Origin of the sequence: Pseudomonas sp. NBRC 111139 (assembly GCF_001753955.1) — a bacterium.
GTDB lineage: Bacteria > Pseudomonadota > Gammaproteobacteria > Pseudomonadales > Pseudomonadaceae > Aquipseudomonas > Aquipseudomonas alloputida.
Genome location: NZ_BCBP01000015.1, coordinates 1 through 26436 on the forward strand (window position 1 = coordinate 1; position 26436 = coordinate 26436).

The 26436-nt window shown below is 63.1% G+C and carries 24 protein-coding genes and 1 pseudogene; 12 read left to right on the plus strand and 13 right to left on the minus strand.

Translation table 11 applies throughout. The annotated features are described in order from the left end of the window. Positions 1–211: 211 nt before the first annotated feature. The 12 genes from hutU to BJQ17_RS01055 all read left to right on the plus strand — a co-directional run bounded on the left by hutU (position 212) and on the right by BJQ17_RS01055 (position 16073). On the plus strand, positions 212–1885 hold the full coding sequence (hutU, locus tag BJQ17_RS01000; RefSeq protein WP_004577162.1) for a urocanate hydratase: 1674 nt from the start codon (positions 212–214) through the stop codon (positions 1883–1885). Positions 1886–1993: 108 nt separating this feature from the next. Continuing rightward, positions 1994–3526, plus strand: a complete 1533-nt coding sequence (hutH, locus tag BJQ17_RS01005; RefSeq protein ID WP_003249248.1) for a histidine ammonia-lyase — start codon at positions 1994–1996, stop codon at positions 3524–3526. Between the two features lie 158 nt (positions 3527–3684). Continuing rightward, a complete protein-coding gene (locus BJQ17_RS01010) occupies positions 3685–5088 on the plus strand; it encodes an amino acid permease (protein ID WP_010955588.1) in 1404 nt (467 codons plus the stop codon). Between the two features lie 15 nt (positions 5089–5103). Further along, positions 5104–6309 carry an imidazolonepropionase gene (hutI, locus tag BJQ17_RS01015; protein ID WP_070095383.1) on the plus strand — a complete coding sequence of 402 codons (1206 nt, stop codon included), beginning with the start codon at positions 5104–5106 and terminating at the stop codon, positions 6307–6309. A 10-nt stretch (positions 6310–6319) separates the two neighbouring features. Beyond that, complete coding sequence (gene hutG, locus BJQ17_RS01020) at positions 6320–7123, plus strand: N-formylglutamate deformylase (protein WP_003249258.1); 804 nt, start codon at positions 6320–6322, stop codon at positions 7121–7123. Between the two features lie 169 nt (positions 7124–7292). Beyond that, entirely contained in the window at positions 7293–8264 is a 972-nt protein-coding gene (gene pip / locus BJQ17_RS01025) for a prolyl aminopeptidase (protein WP_003249260.1), read from the plus strand. Continuing rightward, on the plus strand, positions 8261–8698 hold the full coding sequence (gene dtd, locus BJQ17_RS01030) for a D-aminoacyl-tRNA deacylase (RefSeq protein WP_003249262.1): 438 nt from the start codon (positions 8261–8263) through the stop codon (positions 8696–8698). The genes pip and dtd overlap by 4 nt, the downstream gene beginning before the upstream one ends. A 263-nt stretch (positions 8699–8961) precedes the next feature. Then, a complete protein-coding gene (locus BJQ17_RS01035) occupies positions 8962–10701 on the plus strand; it encodes a glucan biosynthesis protein G (RefSeq protein WP_218188948.1) in 1740 nt (579 codons plus the stop codon). Continuing rightward, on the plus strand, positions 10694–13267 hold the full coding sequence (gene mdoH, locus BJQ17_RS01040) for a glucans biosynthesis glucosyltransferase MdoH (RefSeq protein WP_003249265.1): 2574 nt from the start codon (positions 10694–10696) through the stop codon (positions 13265–13267). The genes BJQ17_RS01035 and mdoH overlap by 8 nt, the downstream gene beginning before the upstream one ends. A 239-nt stretch (positions 13268–13506) precedes the next feature. Beyond that, positions 13507–14304 (plus strand): transporter substrate-binding domain-containing protein, encoded by a 798-nt coding sequence (locus BJQ17_RS01045; protein ID WP_029380729.1) that lies wholly within the window; start codon positions 13507–13509, stop codon positions 14302–14304. A gap of 79 nt (positions 14305–14383) precedes the next feature. Further along, entirely contained in the window at positions 14384–15346 is a 963-nt protein-coding gene (locus BJQ17_RS01050; protein ID WP_003249268.1) for an amino acid ABC transporter permease, read from the plus strand. Next, positions 15339–16073, plus strand: a complete 735-nt coding sequence (locus tag BJQ17_RS01055) for an amino acid ABC transporter ATP-binding protein (RefSeq protein WP_003249271.1) — start codon at positions 15339–15341, stop codon at positions 16071–16073. The genes BJQ17_RS01050 and BJQ17_RS01055 overlap by 8 nt, the downstream gene beginning before the upstream one ends. Before the next feature lie 109 nt (positions 16074–16182). Here BJQ17_RS01055 and BJQ17_RS32425 read toward each other — a convergent pair whose 3' ends face one another. The 13 genes and pseudogenes from BJQ17_RS32425 to ubiE all read right to left on the minus strand — a co-directional run bounded on the left by BJQ17_RS32425 (position 16183) and on the right by ubiE (position 26374). Next, entirely contained in the window at positions 16183–17055 is an 873-nt protein-coding gene (locus tag BJQ17_RS32425; RefSeq protein ID WP_370626949.1) for a methyl-accepting chemotaxis protein, read from the minus strand. Beyond that, positions 17038–18492, minus strand: a pseudogene (locus BJQ17_RS32430) (methyl-accepting chemotaxis protein); the annotation flags it as partial. The gene BJQ17_RS32425 and the pseudogene BJQ17_RS32430, both read right to left, overlap by 18 nt. Continuing rightward, complete coding sequence (locus BJQ17_RS32435) at positions 18374–19486, minus strand: methyl-accepting chemotaxis protein (protein WP_375731027.1); 1113 nt, start codon at positions 19484–19486, stop codon at positions 18374–18376. The pseudogene BJQ17_RS32430 and the gene BJQ17_RS32435, both read right to left, overlap by 119 nt. A gap of 27 nt (positions 19487–19513) precedes the next feature. Then, complete coding sequence (locus BJQ17_RS32440; RefSeq protein ID WP_375731028.1) at positions 19514–20290, minus strand: methyl-accepting chemotaxis protein; 777 nt, start codon at positions 20288–20290, stop codon at positions 19514–19516. Positions 20291–20391: 101 nt separating this feature from the next. Further along, entirely contained in the window at positions 20392–21099 is a 708-nt protein-coding gene (locus BJQ17_RS01070) for a 16S rRNA (uracil(1498)-N(3))-methyltransferase (RefSeq protein WP_012053922.1), read from the minus strand. Then, positions 21096–21884, minus strand: a complete 789-nt coding sequence (tatC, locus tag BJQ17_RS01075; RefSeq protein ID WP_070095385.1) for a twin-arginine translocase subunit TatC — start codon at positions 21882–21884, stop codon at positions 21096–21098. Before tatC ends, BJQ17_RS01070 begins: the two co-directional genes overlap by 4 nt. Then, positions 21881–22258 carry a Sec-independent protein translocase protein TatB gene (gene tatB / locus BJQ17_RS01080; protein WP_003249280.1) on the minus strand — a complete coding sequence of 126 codons (378 nt, stop codon included), beginning with the start codon at positions 22256–22258 and terminating at the stop codon, positions 21881–21883. Before tatB ends, tatC begins: the two co-directional genes overlap by 4 nt. Before the next feature lie 3 nt (positions 22259–22261). Continuing rightward, positions 22262–22534 (minus strand): twin-arginine translocase TatA/TatE family subunit, encoded by a 273-nt coding sequence (locus tag BJQ17_RS01085; RefSeq protein ID WP_003249282.1) that lies wholly within the window; start codon positions 22532–22534, stop codon positions 22262–22264. Between the two features lie 25 nt (positions 22535–22559). After that, the gene (locus tag BJQ17_RS01090) at positions 22560–22895 is read right to left on the minus strand and encodes a phosphoribosyl-ATP diphosphatase (protein WP_003249283.1); all 336 of its coding nucleotides are present in this window, start codon (positions 22893–22895) and stop codon (positions 22560–22562) included. 1 nt (position 22896) lies between these two features. Continuing rightward, a complete protein-coding gene (hisI, locus tag BJQ17_RS01095) occupies positions 22897–23289 on the minus strand; it encodes a phosphoribosyl-AMP cyclohydrolase (protein WP_003249284.1) in 393 nt (130 codons plus the stop codon). Positions 23290–23361: 72 nt separating this feature from the next. Then, a complete protein-coding gene (ubiB, locus tag BJQ17_RS01100) occupies positions 23362–24984 on the minus strand; it encodes a ubiquinone biosynthesis regulatory protein kinase UbiB (RefSeq protein ID WP_004576731.1) in 1623 nt (540 codons plus the stop codon). After that, positions 24981–25604, minus strand: coding sequence for an SCP2 domain-containing protein (locus tag BJQ17_RS01105; RefSeq protein WP_003249286.1), 624 nt, complete (start codon positions 25602–25604; stop codon positions 24981–24983). The genes ubiB and BJQ17_RS01105 overlap by 4 nt, the downstream gene beginning before the upstream one ends. After that, positions 25604–26374 (minus strand): bifunctional demethylmenaquinone methyltransferase/2-methoxy-6-polyprenyl-1,4-benzoquinol methylase UbiE, encoded by a 771-nt coding sequence (ubiE, locus tag BJQ17_RS01110; RefSeq protein ID WP_003249287.1) that lies wholly within the window; start codon positions 26372–26374, stop codon positions 25604–25606. The genes BJQ17_RS01105 and ubiE overlap by 1 nt, the downstream gene beginning before the upstream one ends. Between the last annotated feature and the right edge of the window lie 62 nt (positions 26375–26436).

The window sequence follows — 26436 nt, forward strand, 5'->3', positions numbered from 1 at the left end:
GCAGAACTTAAGCCGGACCGGCGCTCGATCTACGCACCGCCGCAGAACTCAAGCCGGACCGGCGCTCGCTTCACCCCCCCCCCAAGAAGTCAAGCCAGGAACGGCAAGGTCCAATTATTTTGGTTGTCCATGCTTGTACATACAAGTAAAGGTGTGTTTGTATATTGACCACGACATACCCGCCCGCGGACGACCGCAGAGGACCTTTCCCGTGACCGACAACAACAAATACCGTGACGTTGAAATCCGTGCCCCACGTGGCAACAAGCTGACCGCCAAAAGCTGGCTGACCGAAGCGCCACTGCGCATGCTGATGAACAACCTCGATCCACAGGTCGCGGAAAACCCGAAAGAGCTGGTGGTATACGGCGGTATCGGCCGCGCCGCGCGCAACTGGGCCTGCTACGACAAGATCGTCGAAACCCTGACCCGCCTGGAAGACGACGAAACCCTGCTGGTGCAGTCGGGCAAGCCGGTCGGTGTGTTCAAGACCCACAGCAACGCACCGCGCGTGCTGATCGCCAACTCCAACCTGGTGCCACACTGGGCCAATTGGGAACACTTCAACGAACTGGACGCCAAAGGCCTGGCCATGTACGGCCAGATGACCGCCGGCAGCTGGATCTACATCGGCAGCCAGGGCATCGTCCAGGGCACCTATGAAACCTTCGTCGAAGCCGGTCGCCAGCACTACGGCGGCAGCCTGAAAGGCAAGTGGGTACTCACCGCTGGCCTGGGCGGCATGGGCGGCGCCCAGCCACTGGCCGCGACCCTGGCCGGTGCTTGCTCGCTGAACATCGAATGCCAGCAGAGCCGTATCGACTTCCGCCTGGAAACCCGCTACGTCGACGAGCAGGCCACTGACCTCGACGACGCTCTGGCACGCATCGCCAAGTACACCGCCGAAGGCAAGGCCATCTCCATCGCCCTGCATGGCAACGCCGCCGAAATCCTCCCAGAGCTGGTCAAACGTGGCGTGCGCCCGGACATGGTCACCGACCAGACCAGCGCCCACGACCCACTGAACGGCTACCTGCCTGCCGGCTGGACCTGGGAACAGTACCGCGACCGTGCGCAGACCGAACCGGCTGCAGTGGTCAAGGCTGCCAAGCAGTCGATGGCCGTGCACGTGCAGGCCATGCTGGACTTCCAGAAGCAGGGCATCCCGACCTTCGACTACGGCAACAACATCCGCCAGATGGCCAAGGAAGAGGGCGTGGCCAATGCCTTCGACTTCCCAGGCTTCGTCCCGGCCTACATCCGCCCACTGTTCTGCCGCGGGGTCGGCCCGTTCCGCTGGGCGGCGCTGTCCGGTGAAGCCGAGGACATCTACAAGACCGACGCCAAGGTCAAGGAACTGATCCCCGACGACGCCCACCTGCACCGCTGGCTGGACATGGCCCGCGAGCGCATCAGCTTCCAGGGCCTGCCGGCACGTATCTGCTGGGTAGGGCTGGGCCTTCGCGCCAAGCTGGGCCTGGCTTTCAACGAAATGGTCCGCAGCGGCGAGCTGTCGGCACCGGTGGTGATCGGCCGTGACCACCTCGACTCCGGCTCGGTATCCAGCCCGAACCGCGAAACCGAGGCCATGCGTGATGGTTCGGACGCTGTTTCCGACTGGCCGCTGCTCAACGCCCTGCTGAACACCGCAGGCGGCGCCACCTGGGTATCGCTGCACCATGGCGGTGGCGTGGGCATGGGCTTCTCGCAGCACTCGGGCATGGTCATCGTCTGCGACGGTACCGATGAGGCCGCCGAGCGCATCGCCCGGGTACTGACCAACGACCCAGGGACTGGCGTCATGCGTCACGCCGATGCCGGTTATGACATCGCCATCGACTGCGCCAAGGAGCAGGGCCTGGACCTGCCGATGATCACCGGCTGATCACCACGCTTTGGATCGCACCCTGCAAGGGGTGATACTGAACAACAAGAAGGAGCGCGCAGGCACCCACAAGCGGGCCTGCGGCTCCACGCGATTTGGAGTAGTAACGTGACCGAACTCACCCTCAAGCCTGGCACCCTGACCCTGGCCCAGCTGCGCGCGATCCATGCCGCGCCTGTGCGCCTGCAACTGGATGCCAGCGCCGCACCGGCCATCGACGCCAGCGTCGCCTGTGTCGAGCAGATCATTGCCGAAGACCGTACTGCCTACGGCATCAACACCGGTTTCGGCCTGCTGGCCTCGACCCGCATCGCCAGCCATGACCTGGAGAACCTGCAGCGTTCGCTGGTGCTGTCCCACGCTGCCGGTATCGGCGCGCCGCTGGATGACGACTTGGTGCGGTTGATCATGGTGCTGAAGATCAACAGCCTCAGCCGTGGCTTCTCCGGCATCCGCCGCAAAGTCATCGACGCGCTGATTGCCCTGGTCAACGCCGAAGTCTACCCGCACATCCCGCTGAAAGGCTCGGTCGGCGCATCCGGTGACCTTGCGCCGCTTGCGCATATGTCGCTGGTGCTGCTGGGTGAAGGCAAGGCACGCTACAAGGGCCAGTGGCTGCCGGCCACCGAGGCCTTGGCGATTGCCGGCCTCGAGCCGCTGACCCTGGCCGCCAAAGAGGGCCTGGCCCTGCTCAACGGTACCCAGGCCTCCACCGCCTATGCCTTGCGTGGCCTGTTCCAGGGCGAAGACCTGTATGCCGCTGCCATCGCCTGCGGTGGCCTGAGCGTCGAAGCTGCGCTGGGCTCGCGTTCGCCGTTCGATGCGCGTATCCACGAAGTGCGTGGCCAGCGCGGCCAGATCGACACCGCCGCCTGCTTCCGCGACCTGCTGGGCGACTCCAGCGAAGTGTCGCTGTCGCACAAGAACTGCGACAAGGTCCAGGACCCGTACTCGCTGCGCTGCCAGCCGCAGGTCATGGGTGCCTGCCTGACCCAGCTGCGCCAGGCCGCCGAGGTACTGGGCATCGAAGCCAACGCCGTGTCGGACAACCCGCTGGTGTTCGCTGCCGAAGGTGATGTGATCTCCGGCGGCAACTTCCACGCCGAACCGGTGGCCATGGCCGCCGACAACCTGGCCCTGGCCATCGCCGAAATCGGTTCGCTCAGCGAGCGCCGCATCTCGCTGATGATGGACAAGCACATGTCCCAATTGCCGCCGTTCCTGGTGGAAAACGGCGGGGTCAACTCTGGCTTCATGATCGCCCAGGTCACCGCTGCCGCCCTTGCCAGCGAGAACAAGGCTTTGTCGCACCCGCACAGTGTCGACAGCCTGCCAACTTCGGCCAACCAGGAAGACCACGTGTCGATGGCCCCGGCTGCCGGCAAGCGCCTGTGGGAAATGGCCGAAAACACCCGTGGCGTGCTGGCCATCGAATGGCTGGGCGCGTGCCAGGGCCTGGACCTGCGCAAAGGCCTGAAGACTTCGGCCAAGCTGGAGCAGGCGCGCCAGGCGCTGCGCAGCGAGGTGCCGCATTACGACCGTGACCGTTTCTTCGCGCCGGATATCGAAAAGGCCGTGGACCTGTTGGCCAAGGGTAGTCTGACCGGCTTGCTGCCGGCGGGTGTGCTGCCAAGCCTGTAATGCCCCTTGGGGCCGCTTGGCGGCCCTTCGCGGTCAAGCCCGCTCCTACACAGATTGCGATCTGCAAACGCTATCCATGTAGGAGCGGGCTTGCCCGCGAAGGGGCTGCGCAGCAGCCGCTCAATCTCACGACCACAAAAACAATTCAAGGACGTGACATGCAACAAGCTCAAGGTCTCAAGCGCGGGCTAAGTGCCCGCCACATCCGTTTCATGGCCCTCGGCTCCGCCATCGGCACCGGCCTGTTCTACGGTTCTGCCTCGGCCATCCAGATGGCAGGCCCGGCCGTGCTGCTGGCCTACCTGATCGGCGGCGCCGCCGTATTCATGGTCATGCGCGCCCTTGGCGAAATGGCCGTGCACAACCCGGTGGCCGGCTCCTTCGGCCACTACGCCACGACCTACCTCGGCCCAATGGCCGGTTTCATCCTTGGCTGGACCTACGCTTTCGAGATGGTCATCGTCGCCATCGCCGACGTCACCGCGTTCGGTATCTACATGGGCTTCTGGTTCCCGGAGGTAGCCCGCTGGATCTGGGTGCTGGGCATCGTTTTCCTGATCGGCGGCCTCAACCTGTGCAACGTCAAGGTATTCGGCGAAATGGAATTCTGGCTGTCGCTGCTCAAGGTCGGCGCCATCGTGGCGATGATCCTGGCCGGCCTCGGCATCATGGCCTTCGGTTTCAGCCAGGTGGGTACCGGGCATGCCGTAGGCATGAGCAACCTGTTCGACCACGGCGGCTTCATGCCTAACGGCGTGGGGGGCTTGATTGCGTCGTTTGCCGTGGTGATGTTCGCCTTCGGCGGTATCGAGATCATCGGCGTCACCGCCGGTGAGGCAAAAGACCCGCAGCGCGTCATTCCCAAAGCGATCAACGCGGTGCCACTGCGTATCCTGCTGTTCTACGTGCTCACCCTGTTCGTGCTGATGTGCCTGTACCCATGGCCGCAGATCGGTAGCCAGGGCAGCCCGTTCGTGCAGATCTTCAGCAACCTGGGCATTGGTTCTGCCGCTGCCGTGCTGAACGTCGTGGTGATTTCCGCTGCCATCTCTGCCATCAACAGCGACATCTTTGGCGCTGGCCGCATGATGTATGGCCTGGCCCAGCAAGGCCACGCCCCGCGCGGCTTCAGCAAGTTGTCGAAACATGGCGTACCGTGGATGACCGTCGTGGTGATGGGGGCTGCGCTGCTGATCGGCGTATTGCTCAACTACCTGATCCCGGAAAATGTGTTCCTGCTGATTGCCTCGATCGCCACCTTCGCCACGGTGTGGGTGTGGCTGATGATCCTGCTCACCCAGGTAGCCATGCGCCGCAGCATGAGCCGCGAGCAAGTGGCCCAGCTCAAGTTCCCGGTACCGTTCTGGCCATACGGCCCGGCCATGGCCATTGCGTTCATGGTGTTCATCTTTGGCGTGCTCGGTTACTTCCCGGACACCCAGGCGGCATTGATCGTCGGCGTGATCTGGGTGGTGTTCCTGGTGGCGTCCTACCTGCTGTGGTGCAAGCCGCGCGCAGGGCAGGGCCAGCCGGTAGCGGAGCCGGCCGAGCTGCACCGCTAGCAAAGGAGATTGTGCATGAGAACCCTCTGGCAGCATTGCCATGTTGCAACCATGGCCGATGGCCGTTACTCGGCCATCGAGGACGCGGCGATCGTCACCAGCGCCGGGCTGATCGAGTGGATAGGCCCATGCGCCGAGCTGGCACCGGTCGAAGCTGACCGCACGGTTGACCTGGGGGGTGCCTGGGTCACCCCCGGCCTGATCGACTGCCACACCCATGCGGTGTTCGGTGGCAACCGCAGCGGCGAGTTCGAGCAGCGCCTGCAGGGCGTGAGCTATGCCGAAATCGCCGCGCAGGGCGGGGGTATCGCGAGTACCGTGCGGGCTACCCGGGCGGCCAGCGAAGACGAGCTGTTCGCCAGTGCTCGCCAGCGCGTTCAGGCACTGATGCGCGATGGCGTGACCACCCTCGAGGTCAAGTCCGGCTACGGCCTGGACTTGGCCAATGAGCGCAAGATGCTGCGAGTGGCCCGGCGCCTGGCCGACGAGCTGCCGCTGACGGTGCGTGCCACGTGCCTGGCAGCGCACGCTTTGCCCCCGGAGTACGCGGGTCGGGCCGACGACTACATCGCGCACATCAGTGACGAGATGTTGCCGGCCCTGGCCGGCGAAGGCCTGGTGGATGCGGTGGATGCCTTCTGCGAACACCTCGCGTTCTCGCCGGCCCAGGTCGAGCGGCTGTTCATCAAGGCGCGCGAACTGGGCCTGCCGGTCAAGCTGCATGCCGAACAGCTGTCATCGTTGCACGGCTCAAGCCTTGCCGCGCGTTACCAGGCACTGTCGGCTGACCACCTGGAGTTCATGACAGAGGAAGACGCCGTGGCCATGGCAAACGCCGGCACGGTTGCCGTGCTGTTACCGGGTGCTTTCTACTTCCTGCGTGAAACCCAGCTGCCGCCAATGGATGCATTGCGCCGCCACGGGGTAAAGATTGCCCTGGCCAGCGACCTCAACCCCGGCACCTCGCCAGGCTTGTCGCTGCGGTTGATGCTGAACATGGGCTGCACCTGCTTCCGCATGACACCGGAAGAGGCCCTGGCAGGCGTTACGGTGCACGCCGCCACGGCGCTGGGCCTGGGTGACAGTCACGGCTCGCTGCAAGTGGGCAAGGTGGCCGACTTCGTTGCCTGGCAAATCGAACGCCCCGCCGACCTGGCCTACTGGCTGGGTGGCGACCTGCCCAAGCGCGTAGTGCGCATGGGCCACGAAATCTCCAACTGAGCGAGGCACGATGGACAAGGTATTGAGTTTTCACCAAGGTCGCCTGCCGCTGCTGATCAGCATGCCGCACGCTGGCTTGCGTCTGACCGACGCCGTGCGCGACGGCCTGGTCGACCAGGCGCAAAGCTTGCCGGACACCGACTGGCACATCCCGCAGTTGTACGACTTTGCCCGTGACTTGGGTGCCAGCGTGGTGGCCGCAGAGTACTCACGCTTCGTCATCGACCTGAACCGTCCGGACGACGACAAGCCGCTGTACGCCGGCGCCACCACGGGCTTGTACCCGGCGACGTTGTTCGGCGGCGAACCTCTCTTCAAAGACGGGCTGGCGCCGTCTGGCGAAGAGCGCAAACGCTATCTGGAGCAAATCTGGCGCCCTTATCACGCGACCATTCGTCGTGAACTGGACCGCTTGCGTGAGCAGTTTGGCTATGCGCTGCTGTGGGATGCCCATTCGATCCGTTCGCTGATCCCGCACCTGTTCGACGGCAAGCTACCGGACTTCAACCTGGGTACTTTCAACGGCGCCAGTTGCGATCCGGCACTGGCTGAGCGGCTGCAGGGTGTGTGCGCCGAGGTGCAAGGTTACAGCCATGTGCTTAATGGTCGGTTCAAAGGCGGTCACATCACCCGGCATTATGGCGACCCGGCCAACCATATCCATGCTGTGCAACTGGAGCTGGCGCAAAGCACCTATATGGAGGAAGTCGAGCCGTTTGCCTACCGGGAAGACTTGGCGCAACCGACGCAAGCGGTATTGAGGCAGCTTCTGCAAGCGCTGCTGGCCTGGGGCGACGCGCGTTACAAGCGTTGAGTGGAGGCGGCGACGCTATCGGCGTCGCCAGGCACCGTGGGAGGCAGTTGCCGGAAATCTGCGCAAGGGTCAATTCGCGCCGTTCGAACGCGTCAGCAAGGACGGTGCTGAAAGCGCAATTCAGGTTTATGATGGCCCACGGCCGAATAATCCTCACACGGAGTGCGCAATGCAGACCCTCTACCCGCAGATCAAACCCTACGCCAGGCACGATCTGGCCGTGGAAGCGCCGCATGTGCTTTATGTCGACGAAAGCGGCTCGCCGGAAGGTCTGCCCGTGGTGTTCATCCACGGAGGCCCTGGCGCTGGCTGCGACGCCCAGAGCCGCTGCTACTTTGATCCCAACCTGTACCGCATCATCACCTTCGACCAGCGCGGCTGTGGCCGCTCCACGCCCCATGCGAGCCTGGAGAACAACACCACCTGGCACCTGGTCGAAGACCTGGAGCGCATTCGCGAACACCTTGGCATAGACAAGTGGGTGCTGTTTGGTGGCTCTTGGGGCTCGACCCTGGCCCTGGCCTACGCTCAGGCTCACCCAGAACGCGTGCACGGCCTTATCCTGCGCGGCATCTTCCTGTGCCGGCCGCAGGAAATCGAGTGGTTCTATCAGGAAGGCGCCAGCCGCCTGTTCCCCGACTACTGGCAGGACTACATCGCACCGATTCCACCGGAGGAACGCGGCGATCTGGTCAGGGCCTTCCACAAACGCCTGACCGGTAACGACCAGATCGCCCAGATGCACGCCGCCAAGGCGTGGTCCACCTGGGAAGGCCGTACCGCCACCCTGCGCCCCAACCCGCTGGTGGTCGACCGCTTTTCCGAACCGCAGCGGGCGCTGTCGATCGCCCGCATCGAATGCCACTACTTCATGAACAACGCCTTCCTCGAACCGGACCAGCTGATCCGCGATCTGCCCAAAATCGCCCACCTGCCGGCGGTGATCGTGCATGGGCGCTACGATGTGATCTGCCCCTTGGACAACGCCTGGGCGTTGCACCAGGCCTGGCCGAACAGTGAGTTGAAAGTGATCCGTGACGCCGGTCACGCGGCTTCCGAGCCTGGCATCACCGATGCCTTGGTGCGTGCCGCCGACCAGATGGCCCGGCGCCTGCTCGACCTGCCCCTGGAAGAAGCATGAGGGGCCTGCTGCAGCGCGTGCGCGGTGCGCGGGTTGAAGTGGCGGGGGAGGTGGTCGGCGCCATCGACCAAGGGTTGCTGGTGCTGGTCGCGGTCGAGCCTGAAGATTCCCGTGAACAGGCCGATAAGCTGTTGCACAAGCTGCTGAACTACCGTGTGTTCAGTGACGAGCAGGGCAAGATGAACCTGTCGCTCAAGGATGTCGGGGGTGGCCTGCTACTGGTGTCACAGTTCACCTTGGCGGCCGACACCCGCAACGGCATGCGCCCAAGCTTCTCGACCGCAGCGCCACCGGCCCTCGGCGCCGAGTTGTTCGACTATCTTTTGCAACAGGCAAAAGCACAGTACGCCGACGTAGCCAGCGGCCGTTTTGGTGCAGATATGCAGGTGCACCTGGTCAATGATGGCCCGGTAACATTTATGTTACAAATATGAGGTCAAAAAACCCTTTGTTCACAGGAAAACAAGGGGTTTTGTACGATAAATAGTTGCTCCAGCCTGATGCGTTGTCACGCAACCTGCTGGATAATCGCGCGCTGCATGGACCTGCGTTCGTAGGTCCGTTTCACTCTGACTCGAGCATTGTCTGGATCCGTTTGGGGAATCATTACGCCCTCGCGGGGTCCGAACAGTGCTCGCCAACCCGGCATTTGTCGCTGGCCGTTGGTTTCATGATCTGTTTTCGGCGAGGGTTGCTCGTGATTGTTAGTCCCCAAAAAGCATCAAGAATCCCCAGCGTCGGGCTACGCAAGGCGCTGATGGCCAGTGTGGCTCTGGTCGGCCTGATGAGCGCGGGCCAGCTGTGGGCATTCAATCTTGACGATGTTGCTGCCAAGGCAAAGGATCTGGCCGGCCAGAAGTACGACGCGCCCAAAAGCAACCTGCCGGCCGTGTTCCGCGACATGAAGTTCGCGGACTACCAGAAAATCCGTTTCCTGCAGGAAAAGGCCGAGTGGGCCAAGGACAAGACCCCGTTCAAACTGTCGTTCTATCATCAGGGCATGCACTTCGACACCCCGGTGAAAATCAACGAGGTCACCGCCACCAAGGTCGAGGAAATCAAGTACGACCCGGACCGCTTCGAGTTCGGTGACGTGCCGCACGACCCGGAAACCACCAAAAACCTCGGTTATGCCGGTTTCCGCGTGCTGTACCCGATCAACAAGGCCGACAAGCAGGACGAGATCATGACCCTGCTTGGCGCCAGCTATTTCCGCGTAGTCGGCAAGGGCCACGTGTACGGCCTGTCTGCCCGTGGCCTGGCCATCGACACCGCCCTGCCGTCGGGCGAAGAATTCCCGCGCTTCACCGAGTTCTGGGTTGAAAAGCCCAAGCCAGCCGACAAGCACCTGGTGATCTACGCGCTGCTGGATTCGCCGCGCTCTACCGGCGCCTACAAGCTGACCCTGCGTCCAGGCAACGACACCGTGGTCGACGTGCAGTCCCGCGTGTTCCTGCGTGACCATGTCAGCCGCCTGGGCATTGCGCCGCTGACCAGCATGTACCTGTTCGGCCCCAACCAGCCGTCCAAGGTGCTCAACTACCGCCCGGCCCTGCACGACTCCGAAGGCCTGTCGATCCATGCCGGCAACGGCGAGTGGCTGTGGCGCCCGCTGAACAACCCGAAACACCTGGCTGTAAGTAACTTCAGCGTCGAGAACCCGCGTGGTTTCGGCCTGATGCAGCGTCAGCGTGCTTTCAGCGACTACGAAGACCTCGACGACAACTACCAGAAGCGCCCAAGCGCCTGGATCGAGCCGAAGAGTGACTGGGGCAAGGGTAGCGTCGACCTGGTCGAAATCCCGACCGCCGACGAGACCAACGACAATATCGTGGCCTTCTGGAGCCCGGAGAAACTGCCTGAGCCAGGTAAGCCGTTCGAGTACGCCTACCGCCTGCACTGGACCATCGACGAGCCGAAGTTCCAGGCCCCTGACCTGGGCTCGGTCAAGCAGACCCTGCGTTCCACGGGTGACGTCAAGCAGTCCAACCTGATCCGCCAGCCAGATGGCAGCGTGGCATTCCTGGTCGACTTCGCCGGCCCGGCGCTTGCGGCCCTGCCGGAAGACACCGCCGTGCGCAGCCAGATCAGCGTGGGCGACAACGCCGAGGTGGTCGAGAACAATCTGCGCTATAACCCTGAGACCAAGGGCTGGCGCCTGACCCTGCGCCTGAAGGTCAAGGAAGCCAACAAGTCGACCGAAATGCGCGCCGCACTGGTGCGTGATGTACCGGTCGAGCCCGCCAAGCCTGCCCAGGACGCCAAGCAGGACAAAGCCGCAGCCAAGCATGCCAAGGCCGAGAAAGCTGTCAAGGCTGAGCAATCTGCCAAGGCCGAACAACCTGCCGCCGATGCGGCGCCCACCAACGGGGCCCCGGCCACCACCGAGAAGGTGCTGACCGAGACCTGGAGCTATCAGTTGCCTGCCGATGAGTAACTCAAGCGCAAGGCCGGAATCGCTTGGCGAGTACCTGGCCCACCTACCCCTGAGCGACGAGCAGCGGGCTGAACTTGCCAGCTGCACCTCGTTCAGTGAGCTACACCAACGCTTGGCGGCCAACCCGGCCGCCAGCTCTGCCGAGGCCGTGCAGGCCTCGGTGGGCCCGCGCCTGACCGTGGGCAGCGCCGCCGAGCTGGAAGACGCCGAAATGCTCGGCGTCGACGGCAGCGGTCGCCTGTGCCTGAAGATCGCCCCACCGATCAAGCGCACCAAGGTCGTGCCCGAGCCATGGCGCACCAATGTGCTGATCCGCATGTGGCGACGCATGACCGGCCGCCCCAACGCCCCGCAGCCGCCCAAGCGCGAGCTGCCGCCGGCCCGCTGGCGCACGGTTGGCTCGATCCGCCGTTACATCCTGCTGACGCTCATGATCGGCCAGACCATCGTCGCTGGCTGGTACATGAAAGGCATCCTGCCGTACCAGGGCTGGTCGTTCGTGGACTTTGACGAAATCGTCAACCAGCCGCTGTGGGACACGGTGGTGCAGGTGTGGCCGTATGCCCTGCAAACTTCCATCCTGATCCTCTTCGGCATCCTGTTCTGCTGGGTGTCGGCGGGCTTCTGGACCGCGCTGATGGGCTTCCTCGAGCTGCTCACCGGGCGTGACAAATACAAGATTTCCGGTAGCAGCGCAGGCAACGAGCCGATCGCGCCCGAGGCGCGTACCGCGCTGGTGATGCCAATTTGCAACGAAGACGTGCCGCGGGTGTTCGCCGGCCTGCGCGCAACGTTCGAGTCGGTGGCTGCCAGCGGCAACCTCGACCGGTTCGACTTCTTTGTGCTCAGCGACACCAACGACACCGACATTGCCGTGGCCGAGCAACAGGCCTGGCTGGATGTGTGCCGCGAAACCAAAGGCTTTGGCCGCATCTTCTACCGCCGCCGTCGGCGCCGTGTGAAGCGCAAGAGCGGCAACCTCGACGACTTCTGCCGTCGCTGGGGTGGCGAGTACAAGTACATGGTTGTGCTCGATGCCGACAGCGTCATGAGTGGCGAGTGCCTGAGCAGCCTGGTGCGCCTGATGGAGGCCAACCCGGACGCCGGCATCATCCAGACCGGGCCGAAAGCCTCGGGCATGGATACCCTGTATGCACGCATGCAACAGTTCGCTACCCGCGTGTACGGCCCACTGTTCACTGCCGGTCTGCACTTCTGGCAGTTGGGTGAGTCGCACTACTGGGGCCACAACGCGATCATCCGCATGAAGCCGTTCATCGAGCACTGCGCCCTGGCGCCGTTGCCGGGCAAGGGCGCGTTCGCCGGTGCCATCCTTTCCCACGACTTCGTCGAAGCCGCGCTGATGCGCCGTGCCGGCTGGGGTGTGTGGATTGCCTACGACTTGCCGGGCAGCTACGAAGAACTGCCGCCAAACCTGCTCGACGAGCTCAAGCGCGACCGCCGCTGGTGCCACGGCAACCTGATGAACTTCCGCCTGTTCCTGGTCAAGGGCATGCACCCGGTTCACCGTGCGGTGTTTCTCACCGGGGTGATGTCTTACCTGTCGGCGCCGCTGTGGTTCCTGTTCCTGGTGCTGTCGACCGCGCTGCTGGCGACCAACACGCTGATGGAGCCGCAGTATTTCATCGAGCCGTACCAGCTTTACCCGCTGTGGCCGCAGTGGCACCCGGAGAAGGCTGTGGCGCTGTTCTCCACCACCATTGTGCTGCTGTTCCTGCCCAAGCTGCTTAGCGTCATCCTGATCTGGGCCAAGGGCGCCGTCGAGTACGGTGGACGCGTCAAGGTCACCTTGTCGATGCTGATGGAGATGCTGTTCTCCATGTTGCTGGCACCGGTACGCATGATCTTCCACACCCGCTTCGTGCTGGCCGCGTTCCTCGGCTGGGCTGCGACCTGGAACTCGCCGCAGCGTGACGACGACTCCACGCCGTGGGGCGAAGCCGTGCGCCGGCATGGCCCGCAGACGCTGCTGGGCGTTGCCTGGGCCGCACTGGTGGCGTGGTTGAACCCGAGCTTCCTGTGGTGGCTGGCGCCTATCGTCGGTTCGCTGGTGCTGTCGATCCCGGTATCGGTGATTTCCAGCCGCACCCGCCTGGGCCTGGCGGCCAAGGACGAGAAGCTGTTCCTCATCCCAGAGGAATACGCCACCCCACAAGAGCTGTTGGCTACCGACCAGTACACCCACGAAAACCGCTGGCATGCCTTGCATGATGGTTTCGTGCGGGCCGTGGTCGACCCGCGGCAGAACGCCCTGGCCTGCGCCATGGCCACTGCCCGCCATGGCCAGGCGGCACCGATCGAAGCGTTGCGTGCCGAGCGCGTTGCCAAGGCAATTGAAGTCGGGCCAAAAGGCCTGGACCTCAATACTCGCCTGGCACTGCTCAGCGACCCGGTGGCACTGAGCCGCCTGCACGAGCAGGTGTGGGCCGAGCACAATGCGGCCTGGATCGATGTGTGGCGTGCGTCGATCAACAATGACCCGCATTCGCCGCTGTTGCCGTTGCACCCGGAAAACGCAGGCCAACCGGCACTCGTCGGCGCCTGATAGGGCCTGTTCGCGGGTGAACCCGCTCCTGCCAGGGATACACATTCCCTTGTAGGAGCGGGTTCACCCGCGAAGCTTTTTGGCCTAGCCCCCTCATTTTGGCCAACAAAGTCCCCCCGCGGCTCTAGGTCCTCGGGCCGCCATGCGTTAGCATCCTTCTCCGATACGACGCTTCGGCCAGTACGGCCGTGCCAACACAATAAGATTCGCTACTTTTCTTGCTAGGGGACTTGGTGATGATCAAGAAATACCTTTCGCGACTGCTGGTCGGTGTGACCGCCCTGGTCGCCGTGACCGCGGCCCAGGCGGGCGCCATCGATGACGCGGTCAAGCGCGGCACCTTGCGGGTGGGCATGGACCCAACCTACATGCCGTTCCAGATGACCAACAAACGTGGCGAGATCATCGGCTTCGAAGTCGATATCCTCAAAGCCATGGCCAAGTCCATGGGCGTGAAGTTCGAGGCAGTGTCCACCGCCTATGACGGCATCATCCCGGCCTTGCTGACCGACAAGTTCGACATGATCGGCAGCGGCATGACCCTGACCCAGGAGCGCAACCTGCGCCTGAACTTCAGCGAACCCTTCATCGTGGTTGGCCAGACCCTGCTGATCCGCAAGGAGCTGGCTGGCGAGATCAAGTCGTACAAGGACCTGAACAACGAGAAGTACCGCCTGACCTCCAAGCTTGGCACCACCGGCGAAATGGTGTCCAAGAAGCTGATCAGCAAAGCCAAGTACCACGGTTACGACAACGAGCAGGAAGCGGTGATGGACGTGGTCAATGGCAAGGCCGACGCCTTTGTCTATGACGCGCCTTACAACGTGGTGGCGGTAGAGAAAGCCGGCGCCGGCAAGCTGCTGTTCCTCGAAGAACCCTTCACCTACGAGCCGCTGGCCTTCGGCCTGAAGAAAGGCGACTACGACAGCATCAACTTCATCAACAACTTCCTGCACCAGATCAAGCACGACGGGACCTACGATCGTATTCACGATAAGTGGTTCAAGAACAAGGACTGGCTGAAGGAAATGGAATAAGGCTCAGGCCACAAGCCCGGCTTTATGACCCCGACGCGCAGGCAAACCCTGCGCGTTCGCATTTACGGAAGTACCCCACGTGATCAAACACAAGAAAGCCCAGTGGCCTTGGCATGGGTTGACTGCCCTGGTCCTGGTAGGCCTGGCGCTCAGCCTTTACATGGCCACCTCGATGATTTCCTACGAGTGGCGCTGGAACCGCGTACCGCAGTACTTCGCCTACAAGGCCGAGGAAACACAACGCGCTGCCGGCTACGGCACTGTGCAGGAAATCGTCATCTCCGGTGACAACGCCCGCGTCACGCTGAAGGACGAAAGTGGTGCCGAGCAAGTGCTCGATGTGGCCAAGGACAGCCTGCAACTGAGCCGCGGCGACGATGTTGCCGAAGGCGACCAGATTGGGGTAACCCGCCACTGGGCCGCTGGCCCGCTGGCATGGGGCCTGTGGACCACCTTGTGGATCTCGGTGGTGTCCGGGGCGCTGGGCCTGGTGATCGGCCTGTTCGCCGGATTGTGCCGGTTGTCGAACAACCCGACCCTGCGCGACCTGTCGACCGTCTATGTCGAGCTGGTGCGCGGCACGCCGCTGCTGGTGCAGATCTTCATCTTCTACTTCTTCATCGGCACCGTGCTCAACCTGTCCCGCGAGTTTGCCGGGGTAGCGGCGCTGGCATTGTTTACTGGTGCTTACGTGGCCGAAATCGTCCGTGCAGGCGTGCAGTCGATCGCCAAGGGCCAGAACGAGGCTGCCCGGTCGCTGGGCCTGAACGCTGGCCAGTCGATGCGCCATGTGATCTTGCCGCAGGCGTTCAAGCGCGTGCTTCCGCCCCTGGCCGGCCAGTTCATCAGCCTGGTCAAGGACACCTCGCTGGTGTCGGTGATCGCCATCACCGAGCTGACCAAGAGTGGCCGTGAGGCCATCACCACCTCGTTCTCTACCTTCGAGATCTGGTTCTGCGTGGCAGGCCTGTACCTGCTGATCAACCTGCCGCTGTCGCACATCGCCAGCCGGCTCGAGCGGAGGCTTGCGCAAAGTGATTGAAGTCCGTGACCTGCTGAAAGTCTTCGACACCCGTGGCCAGGTAGTAAGGGCTGTGGATAACGTCACCACTCAGGTCGCCAAGGGCGAAGTGGTGGTCGTGCTCGGCCCGTCGGGGTCTGGCAAGTCGACGTTCCTGCGCTGCCTCAACGGCCTGGAGCATTTCGACCAAGGCCATGTGGCCATCGATGGCCTGCAACTGGCCGACCCCAAGACCGACATCAATGCCTACCGCCGCGAAGTCGGCATGGTGTTCCAGCACTTCAACCTGTTCCCGCACATGACTGTGCTGGAAAACCTGTGCCTGGCGCAGAAGGTGGTGCGCAAGCGCAACAAGGCTGACCGCGAGGCCAAGGCCCGGGCGCTGCTGGAAAAGGTCGGTATCGCGCAGAAGGCCAACGAATTCCCGTCCCGGCTTTCTGGCGGCCAGCAGCAGCGGGTCGCGATTGCCCGGGCCCTGGCGATGGACCCGAAAGTGATGCTGTTCGACGAGCCTACCTCGGCGCTCGACCCGGAAATGGTCGGTGAGGTGCTGGACGTGATGAAGACCCTGGCCCAGGAAGGCATGACCATGGTTTGTGTCACCCACGAAATGGGCTTCGCCCGCGAAGTGGCTGACCGCGTGCTGTTCTTCGACCACGGCAAACTGCTGGAAGATTCGGCCCCGGCCGCGTTCTTCGCTGCACCGAAAGACCCGCGTGCGCAGGCATTCCTGCGCCAGGTGCTGTAACCGCGCTGGCTTCTTCGCGGGCAAGCTCGCTCCTGCATGTCCACCACTGCCTTGATAGGGGTGATGTACCTGTGTGAGCGGGCTTGCCCGCGAAGAGGGCGAGGCGAAATCAGAGGCTGAACCGCCCCACCATCCCCCGCAATTGCTGCCCCAGATGCTCCAGTTCTCCACTCGAGGCTGCCGTCTGCTCACTGGCGGCGCTGGTCTGATCCGAAACATCCCGCACATTGATCACACTTCGGTTGATCTGCTCGGCCACCACGCTCTGCTCTTCACTGGCGGTGGCGATCTGCTGGTTCATGCCCTGAATGCTCGACACCGTATCGGTGATCTGGCTCAGTGCGTGCCCGGCCCTGCGGCTCAGCTCCACACTCTGTTCGGTCAGGCTCTTGCTGCTGTCCAGCAAGCGGGTCACTTCGTCGGTACCGTTGTGCAGACTGTCGATCAGTTGGCCGATCTCTTCGGTCGCCGTCGACGTGCGCTGTGCCAGGCCACGCACCTCATCGGCCACCACGGCAAAGCCGCGCCCGGCTTCACCGGCCCGTGCCGCTTCGATCGCTGCGTTCAGCGCCAGCAGGTTGGTCTGTTCGGACACCGACTTGATCACATCGAGAATGCTGCCAATCCGCTGGCTCTCGCCTGCCAGGTGCTGCATGGCCGCCAGGCAATGGTCCATCTGCCCGGCCAGCTGTTCGATACGGCCGATGGCTTCGGCGACGACCTGGTCACCCACCTGGGCCTGCTGGTCAGCGCTGGTCGCGGCCAGCGAGGCTTGCTCGGCGTTCTGTGCCACTTCCTGCACGGTGGCGCTCATCTGGTTCATGGCAGTCGCCACCTGGTCAGTTTCCTCGCGCTGCTGATTGATGCGCAGCTTGGTGTCTTCGCTACTGGCCGCCAACTGTGTGGCGGCCTGTGACAGCTGGCCGACACCCTGATCAATGCCACCGATCAGCTCGCGCAGGCTCAAGGTCATCTCGCGCATGCTGGTTTGCAACTGGCCCATTTCGTCGCGACGTTGCACGGTGTCGACCTGGCTCAGGTCACCCTTGGCGATGCGGGCAGCCACGGCCAGTGTCTGGCGCAACGGCTGGGTGATCTGCAAGGTGATCAGCCAGGCGGCCAGCGCCCCTACCACCATGGCCAGCAGCGCCACACTGGTCAGCAGCGACCGGGCGGCCAAGGCCTCTCTGTCGCGTTGTTCGACCTTGCGTTTGCCCAGTTCGAGGCTCACCGTTCGCAGCTCGTTGCCCATGTTTTCCATGTTGTTCTGCAACTGCTCCACACGTACGGCGGCGCGGCGATACTGATCCAGGCTGGTGCGGTACTTACTCAGCTCGACACCGGGTTGCTCACTGATGGCGCGTGGCAAGCCCAGCGGCGCAAGGCCTTCAAGCAGTTGCGCAAGGCTATTGTCGGCGGCATCCAGGGCGTTATCACCGACTTTGGCAAAATCCTCGACCGGGGCGAAGGTGTAGGCTGGAACCAGGCTTTGCTGGTTGGCACCTTCGACATGCCGGCTGAGGGTATCCATCAGGCCCAGCACACCACTTTGCTGACTGTCGTCAGGCATTTTCAGCAAGGCCTGGGTCTGCAGTTGGTCAATCGCCTCGCTGAGTGCATGCTCCTGTGACTGCAGGGCTTCGCGCAGGGCTACACGGCTGGCGACGCTGCGCTGCAGTTCGCTGAAGGTGTCGCGCAGGTTCTGCAACAATGCCATTTTTTCTGTCAGCAACTGCCGTGACTCATCGACGTTGCTGCGTTGTTGCAGGGTGGTCAGCATGCTGTTGAGCTGGTCGAGGATGTTGCTGATGCGTGCTCTGCTGGCATCGTCGTTGAGCACGCGGTAGGTGATGCGTTCCGCGCGCAGGTCTTTTGTCAGGTCGTTGATCAGGCCTATTTCGCTGAGTTGCTGTGAGCGCACGATGGCACCATCCAGGGCACGCCAGCCGCTGATGGTGGTGGCCAGGGTGAGCAGCAGGACCACGGCGAAGCCGAGGGCCAGCTTGGCGGCGACACTGATGTTGCCGAGCTTGCGGTTGAGGGAGCCAAGCATGGGGAATCTCCGAGCGAGTGAGAGAAAGGATGCAGGCGCATGGCTGGCATCACATCTCTGCCCATCGGCAGCGGAGCTGTAGGACTTGACCTGATAAACAGGTAGGAAAGTTCGCCGCGAACAGTAGGATATATTTCGTCCTGTGCCGTCCTCTTCGCGGGTAAACCCGCTCCTACGACGGCCTGTGCGTGTGTGTAGGCGCGGGTTTACCCGCGAAGAGGCCCGACCGGGCGACCGCTGGTTCAGATCACAGCCGGAACCGCCCAACCAGCCCTTGCAAATGGGTACCCAACCGCGCCAGTTCCACGCTGGAGCTGGCCGTCTCCTCACTCGCCGCCGAGGTCTGGTCGGAAATATCACGCACATTCATCACGCTGCGGTTGATTTCTTCGGCCACCGCCGTCTGCTCCTCGGCCGCCGTGGCAATCTGCTGGTTCATTGCCTGGATCGACGACACCGTGCGGGTGATGGTTTCCAGCGAGCTGCCGGCGCGGCGGGTCAGCTCGACGCTGCTGTCGGTCAGTTGGCGGCTGTTGTCCATCACGCTGGCCACCCGTTGGGTGCCGCTTTGCAGGCCGGCAATCAACTCTTCGATCTCTTCGGTCGACTGCTGTGTGCGTTGGGCCAAGCTGCGCACTTCGTCGGCAACCACGGCAAAGCCACGCCCGGCCTCACCGGCGCGGGCGGCTTCGATTGCCGCGTTGAGGGCCAGCAGGTTGGTTTGCTGGGCCACCGATTTAATTACGTCGAGTACGCTGCCGATCTTGTCGCTTTCGGTCTTGAGCAGGTTCATCGCTTCGCTGGAGTTGACCACTTCGCTTGCCAGGCGCTCGATCTGTGCCACCGCCTGGCCCACCACGCGATCGCCCTCGCGGGCCTGCTGGTCGGCCATCAAGGCGGCTTCCGAAGCCTGTTCGGCATTACGTGCCACCTCGTGCACGGTGGCAGTCATCTGGTTCATCGCGGTCGCCACCTGGTCGGTTTCGACCTTCTGGTTGTTGACCCCGGCACTGGTCTGTTCTGTCACCGCCGACAGCTGCTCGGCAGCGCTGGCGATCTGCGTCACGCCGTCGCCAATACCGCCGATCAGTTCACGCAAGCCTTGGGTCATACGATGCATGCTGGCTTGCAATTGGCCCAGTTCGTCGCGACGTTGCACCTGCAGGCTCTGGGTCAGGTCTCCGCTGGCCACACGCTCTGCGGCGCGCAGTGTTTGGCGCAGAGGGATGATGATCTGCCGGGTAATGGCCCAGGCGGCCAGCAGGCCAAAGGCCAGTGCCAGCACGGTGGCAACTGCGAGCAGTGTTTTGGCCTGCGCGGCAGCGGCATCGCGCACCTCGGTTTGCGAGGTAGTCATCATCTGGCTGGCCTGCAGCAGTACCGTGCCTTATTCAGCCATGCGTTGCAACGCTTGCTCGCTGGCGAGCTGGGCATCGCCGAACTGGGTCACCGCATCGCGGTAGCCGCCCATGGCTGTGGCGGCATCATCCAGGCTGGCAGCATGTTCGGCAGACACCTTGGCCGGCAGTGCACGCAGTTCGGCCAAAGCCTGGTCGATGGCGTTCAGTGCCGTTTGCTGGTATTCGGCATTGCCGCTGTAGGTGTAGCCACGCACCTGGAAGCGCGCTTGTTGCAGCAGGGCGCTGACGTCCACCGCGTGCTGGTACTGGTTGATGTCTGCGTCTTGCAGCAGGCTGCGCTGTACACGGCCTATCAACTCCACGGCTTTATCGGCGCTGCTACCCAGTACATCACGGCTGGCTTCGCGGCGTTGGTCGGCTTGCTTAAGCTCGTTGAATGCCTGCTGGTAGGTGCGCACTGCCTCGCGTTGCTGTTCGAGGTGTTGGCGGTCGGCGGGTTGTTCGATCTGGCCAAGCATCCGCTGCACCTGGCGGTCGAGGTTGCTCAGGGCTTTTTCCAGTTCTGCCAGCGAAGCGTCGTCGCGGCGGCGATCGTAATGCTGGCGGGCGATGCGCAATTCCTGGGTGTATTGCTGGATGACCGAGATGTTTCCCAGTTTGTCGCCACGGTCGATGATGCTGTCCATGCCGTACCAGCCGGTCAGGGTAATCGCCAAGGTCAACAGCAGCACCAGGCCGAAACCCAGCCCCAGTTTGCGATTGACGCTCACATTGCCCAACGATTGGGCTAACCATTGATACATGTTCGACTCCCCGGCGGCTTGGCAGCACAAATAATTGTATTGTTGCCAAGGCCATCGGCCCGGGATAGGGAAACTTGATGGGCGAAAAAGTGGTGTTTGTGTCAGAAAATACGCGAAAGCAGCGCGGTAACGGCGGTCTCCACCCGCAAGATGCGGTCACCCAGCTGTACCGGCGCCAGGCCTGCCTTGCCCAGCAGGTCGATCTCGTAGGGGATCCAGCCACCCTCGGGGCCAATGGCCAGGGTAACGGTTTGTTCTACGGCGCGCGGACAGGCTGGGTAGGGGCCGGGATGGCCGACCAGGCCCAGGGTGCCGGCGGCGATGGTGGGCAGGCGGTCTTCGACAAAAGGCTTGAAGCGTTTTTCAATGATCACCTCGGGCAGCACGGTGTCGCGTGCCTGTTCCAGGCCCAGGATCAGGTTTTCGCGAATGCTCTCGGGCTGTAGAAAAGGTGTTTGCCAGAAGCTTTTCTCGACCTTGTAGCTGTTCAGCAGGATCAGCCGCGGCACGCCCAATGTGGCCACGGTCTGGAACAGCCGTCGCAGCATTTTTGGTCGAGGCACTGCCAGCACCAGGGTCAGCGGCAGCTTGGCCGGTGGCTGCTGGTCGAAGGCCACTTCAAGTTCGGCTTCGTGCTTTTCCAGGCGCAGCACCGTGGCCTTGCCCATCAGGCCATTGATACGGCCCACGCGCAGGTTGTCGCCCACTGCCACGCGGTGGATTTCCTGCATATGGGTGAAGCGCCGATCAGCAAGAACGACGCGGTTGGCCGAGACGAAGTCGGCCTCTTCAAGAAGCAGCAGGTTCACGGTTGGGTCGCTGGTGGCTGGTCGTTATGGTCGTCGGCGGTTTCGTCGTGGGCGCTGCGCTTGCGGATCAGGCTGCCGCACAGCACGCCGATCTCGAACAGCAGCCACATGGGCACGGCCAGCAGGGTCTGGGAGAAGATGTCCGGTGGGGTGAGGACCATGCCGACCACGAAGCAGCCGATGATCACATACGGGCGGACTTTCTTCAGGTACTTCACGTCGACCACGCCGATCCACACCAGCAGTACGACCGCCACCGGGATTTCGAAGGCCACGCCAAAGGCGAAGAACAGCGTCATCACGAAGTCGAGGTAGCTTGCGATGTCGGTCATCATCGAAACGCCTTCTGGCGTGGCGCTGGCGAAGAAACCGAAGATCAGCGGGAATACAAGGAAGTAGGCGAATGCCATGCCGGCATAGAACAGGAAGATGCTCGACACCAACAGTGGAATGGCGATGCGCTTTTCATGGCGGTACAGCCCTGGCGCGATAAAACTCCAGATCTGCTGAAGGATGAACGGGATGGCCAGGAACAGCGCCACGATCATGGTCAGCTTGAACGGCGTGAGGAACGGCGAGGCCACATCGGTGGCGATCATCGTTGCGTTGGCCGGCAAGTGCTCGCGCAGCGGCGCGGAAACCAGTGTGTAGATCTGCTGGGCGAAGGAGAACAGCCCGGCAAAGATCAGGAAAATGACGGCAACACAGCGCAGCAGGCGGGTGCGCAGTTCGGTCAGGTGCGAAACCAGCGGCATCGGCTGGTCGTGTTCCGGATTCTCGCTCATGGGGCTCGCGGCGGTTGAGGCGGTTCAGACGGTGCGGCCGGGGCAGCAGGTGCTTCGACCGGCCTGGCTTCGAGCCCGGCAGGTGGCTGCACGCTGGCCGTGGTGACCGGCGGCTTCGCGGGTGGCGTCATTGGGTTGAGGATGCGCTTGGCTTCCTCTTCCATCTGCAGGATGTGCTCGTTATGCAGCTGGCGGCGGATGTCGTCGGCGCCAATTTCGCGCTCCACTTCCATCTTGATGCTGTTGAAGCTGCGCTTGAGCCGGCCGATCCACAGGCCTGCCGTGCGCGCGGCACCCGGCAGGCGCTCGGGACCGAGCACCAGCAGGGCGACCAGGCCGACGAGCAGGAGCTCGCTGAAACTGATGCCGAACATGGGTCAGTCTTTCCGCTGCGGCTCTTGGACCGGGTGGGCCTGGCCTTCGATGGTGTGGCCTTGCTGCGGCTGCGCGGTGTTTTGCACCGGTGGCACAGGTTGGGCAGGCGGCGGAGTCTGCTCGGCCGGCTTGCTCTCTTCTTCGTTCATGGCCTTGCGGAAGCCCTTGATCGACTCGCCCAGGTCGCTGCCGAAGTTCTTCAGTTTCTTGGTGCCGAACACCAGGACCACGACGACCAGCAGGACAATCCAGTGTTTCCAGTCAAAAATACCCATGGTGCTCTCCTAGAATGCGTTGTGCTCAAGCCGAAGGCTGGCGTGCGGCCTTTTCATCATGCCCGGAAAGCCCGAAGCGGCGTTCCAGCTCATCCAGCACGGCTTGCGGATGCTGGCCCAGCGCACTGAGCATCACCAGGCTATGAAACCACAGGTCGGCGGTTTCGTAGATGACATCGCTGTAATCCTTGCTGATCTGGGCATCCTTGGCAGCAATGATCGTTTCGACCGACTCTTCGCCGAGCTTTTCAAGGATCTTGTTCAGGCCCTTGTGGTACAGGCTGGCCACGTAGGAGCTGTCAGGCGCCGCTTGCTTGCGTTCTTCAAGCACTTCGGCCAGGCGGTTGAGGGTGTCGCTCATGTCAATGTCCTGCGCTGTAGATGGCATCCGGGTCCTTCAGGACCGGGTCGACGATTTTCCACTGGCCGTCTTCATAGACGCGGTAGAAGCAGCTTTCACGACCGGTATGGCAGGCGATATGGCCCAGTTGCTCGACCATCAGGATGATCACGTCGGCGTCACAGTCCAGGCGCAACTCATGCAGTTTTTGCACATGCCCGGACTCCTCGCCTTTACGCCACAGCTTGCCACGCGAACGCGACCAGTAGATGGCACGCTGCTCGGCGGCGGTCAGGGCCAACGATTCACGGTTCATCCAGGCCATCATCAGCACGCGTCCGGTCTTGTGGTCCTGGGCGATCGCCGGTACCAGGCCATCGCTGTTCCACTTGATCTCGTCCAGCCAGTCTTTCATCGTCGACTCCAAAGCGGGCCCGCTCCTGTGCCGGGCCCTTTGCGCTAGTGTGCCAGCCACAGGCGCGGCTGGCTATTGGCGCACGATCAGGTAAAGGCCCGCAGCCAGCATCAACCAGGCTGGCCAGGCGGCCGGGGCGGCCAGGCTGGCGGTTTCGGCAGCGCCTGCAGCCAAAACTGCGCCACCGCCAAGCAGGCCGGCGCCCAGCAGGCGCAGCGCCCAGCGGTCGCCCTGGCGGCGCCGTTCCGGCAGTTGTGGATCGTGCAGGTGAGGCTGCGACAGGCGCTCGAGCAGGTCGCGGGTCATGCCGGCCAGGTGCGGCAGTTGCTCTACCTGGCTGTGCAGGTTGCCGAACACGGCCTTGGGGCTATAGCGGTCGCGCATCCAGCGTTCGAGGTACGGCTTGGCGGTGCTCCACAGGTCCAGGTCGGGGTACAGCTGTCGGCCCAGGCCTTCGATGTTGAGCAGGGTTTTCTGCAGCAATACCAACTGTGGCTGCACTTCCATGTTGAAGCGCCGTGCGGTCTGGAACAGGCGCATCAGCACCTGGCCAAAGGAAATATCTTTTAACGGTTTTTCAAAGATCGGCTCGCACACGGTGCGAATCGCTGCTTCGAACTCGTTGACCTTGGTGTTTGCCGGCACCCAACCCGAGTCGATGTGCAACTGGGCGACGCGGCGGTAGTCACGCTTGAAGAAGGCAAACAGGTTGCGCGCCAGATAGTCCTGGTCCTCGGCGGTGAGGCTGCCGACGATGCCGCAGTCGATGGCAATGTACTGTGGGCTCCACGGTTTGACCGTGCTGACGAAGATGTTGCCAGGGTGCATGTCGGCATGGAAGAAGCTGTCGCGGAACACCTGGGTGAAGAACACTTCCACGCCGCGCTCGGCCAGCAGCTTCATGTCGGTGCGTTGGTCGGCCAAGGTGGCCATGTCGGTCACCGGTACGCCGTAGATGCGCTCCATCACCAGCACCTTGGGGCGGCACAGGTCCCAGTACACCTGGGGCACGTACATCAGCTCGGAGTCTTCGAAGTTGCGCCGCAGCTGGCTGGCGTTGGCAGCCTCGCGCAGCAGGTCGAGCTCGTCGTAGATGGTTTTTTCGTAGTCGCCGACGATTTCCACCGGGTGCAGGCGACGGGCATCCGCCGAGGCGCGTTCGGCGGCCTTGGCGATCAGGAACAGCCAGGCCAGGTCCTGGGCGATGACCGGCTTCAGGCCTGGGCGCACCACCTTGACCACCACCTCTTCGCCGGTTTTCAGGCGTGCGGCGTGCACCTGGGCCACCGAGGCCGAGGCCAGAGGCTCGACGTCGAAACGGCTGAACACCTCGCCGACCTTTGCACCGAGCTGTTCCTCGATCAAGGCCACGGCTTTTTTCGGGTCGAACGGTGGCACACGGTCCTGCAACAGCATCAGCTCGTCGGCGATGTCGGGGGGCAGCAGGTCGCGGCGGGTGGACAGCAGCTGGCCAAACTTGATGAAGATCGGCCCCAGGTCCTGCAGTGCCAGGCGCAGGCGCGCGCCACGGCTGAGTTCGGTGGGCTTGCGTGGCAGCCAGCGCCACGGCATCAACAGGCGCAGGCTGGCCAGCCACCAGGGCAGCAAGGGCTGGTCGAACAGCAGGTCATCGAGGCGGTAGCGGATCACCACACGCTGGATGCGAAAAAGACGTCGGACGGCGAGCAGCTTCATGCGTTATCGCTGGTATCAAGGGATCGGGAGAGGCGCTTGAGGCGCGCTTCGAGGCGTTCTGTATCAAGCTTCAAGGCATCGAGCTCGCTGAAGGCGGCTTCGGCTTCGCGCTTGCCGACCAGGGTACGGGATTCTTCGGCCAGGTATTCGGACAGGTTCTGGCTGAACCGTGCCAGGCCTTGGCGAGTCCAGCGAGCGCGCAGGCGGATATGGCCGGCCAGCATTGCCGTGGCGACCGGGCCAAGCCAGCGTTGCAGCTCGTGCTCCCAGTCCAGCTCCAGGTCCTGCAGCACACCGAACAGGTCGAGCAGTACGGCGCTGTCGCCGTGCAGCTCGACCTGCGGGCTGTGCAGCACAGCGGTCTTGTCCTTGACCAAGGCCAGTTGCGCCAGGCTACCGGCGGGGGCGCGCAGGCGGCAATCGACCTCGCCCTCCCAATGGGCGGCGAGCATCAGGCCTTCTTCATCGGGCAGGATGAACACCTGCAGGGCCGGTTGGCGGCAGTCGATCTCGATGACTTTGCCTTCCAGCGCGGCCAGCCGCGGCAGGGCCGTGCTGTCCAGGCGCAGGACGCGGTTCAGGCCATGTTCGACGCTGGCGAGCAGCCCGGCCAGCAACATCAGGGCTTGATTCCCCGGTGCACGGCAACGATGCCGCTGGTCATGTTGTGGTAGGTGACGCGGTCGAAACCAGCCTCGACCATCATGCTCTTCAGGGTTTCCTGGTCAGGGTGCATGCGGATCGACTCGGCGAGGTAACGGTAGCTCTCGGCGTCATTGGTGATCAGCTTGCCAGCCAGCGGCATGAAGGCGAACGAGTAGGCGTCGTAGGCCCTGGACATCAGCTTGTTGGTCGGCTTGGAGAACTCCAGGATCAGCAGGCGGCCACCGGGCTTGAGCACGCGCAGCATCGAACGGATGGCGGCGTCCTTGTGGGTGACGTTGCGCAGGCCGAAAGCAATGGTCACGCAGTCGAAGTGGTTGTCCGGGAACGGCAGCTTTTCAGCGTCGGCCTGGACGAACTCGATGTTGCCGGCCACGCCACGGTCAAGCAGGCGGTCACGGCCAACCTTGAGCATCGAATCGTTGATGTCGGCCAGCACCACTTGCCCGGTCGGCCCGACAAGACGCGAGAACTTGGCCGCCAGATCACCGGTACCGCCGGCGATGTCCAGCACGCGGTTACCGCTGCGCACGCCCGACAGCTCGATGGTAAAGCGCTTCCACAGGCGGTGCATGCCGCCGGAAAGCACGTCGTTCATCAGGTCGTACTTGGCTGCTACCGAGTGGAACACTTCGGCGACTTTCTTCGCCTTCTGGCTTTCAGGCACGTCCTGGTAGCCGAAATGGGTGGTGGGTTCGGCGTGGTCGCCTTTGCGCTGGTCGTTCATATCGCTTCACCGGAAAAAATTACCGCCATTCTAGGGCGAACGGGCGGATTTGTCTTGGCGGG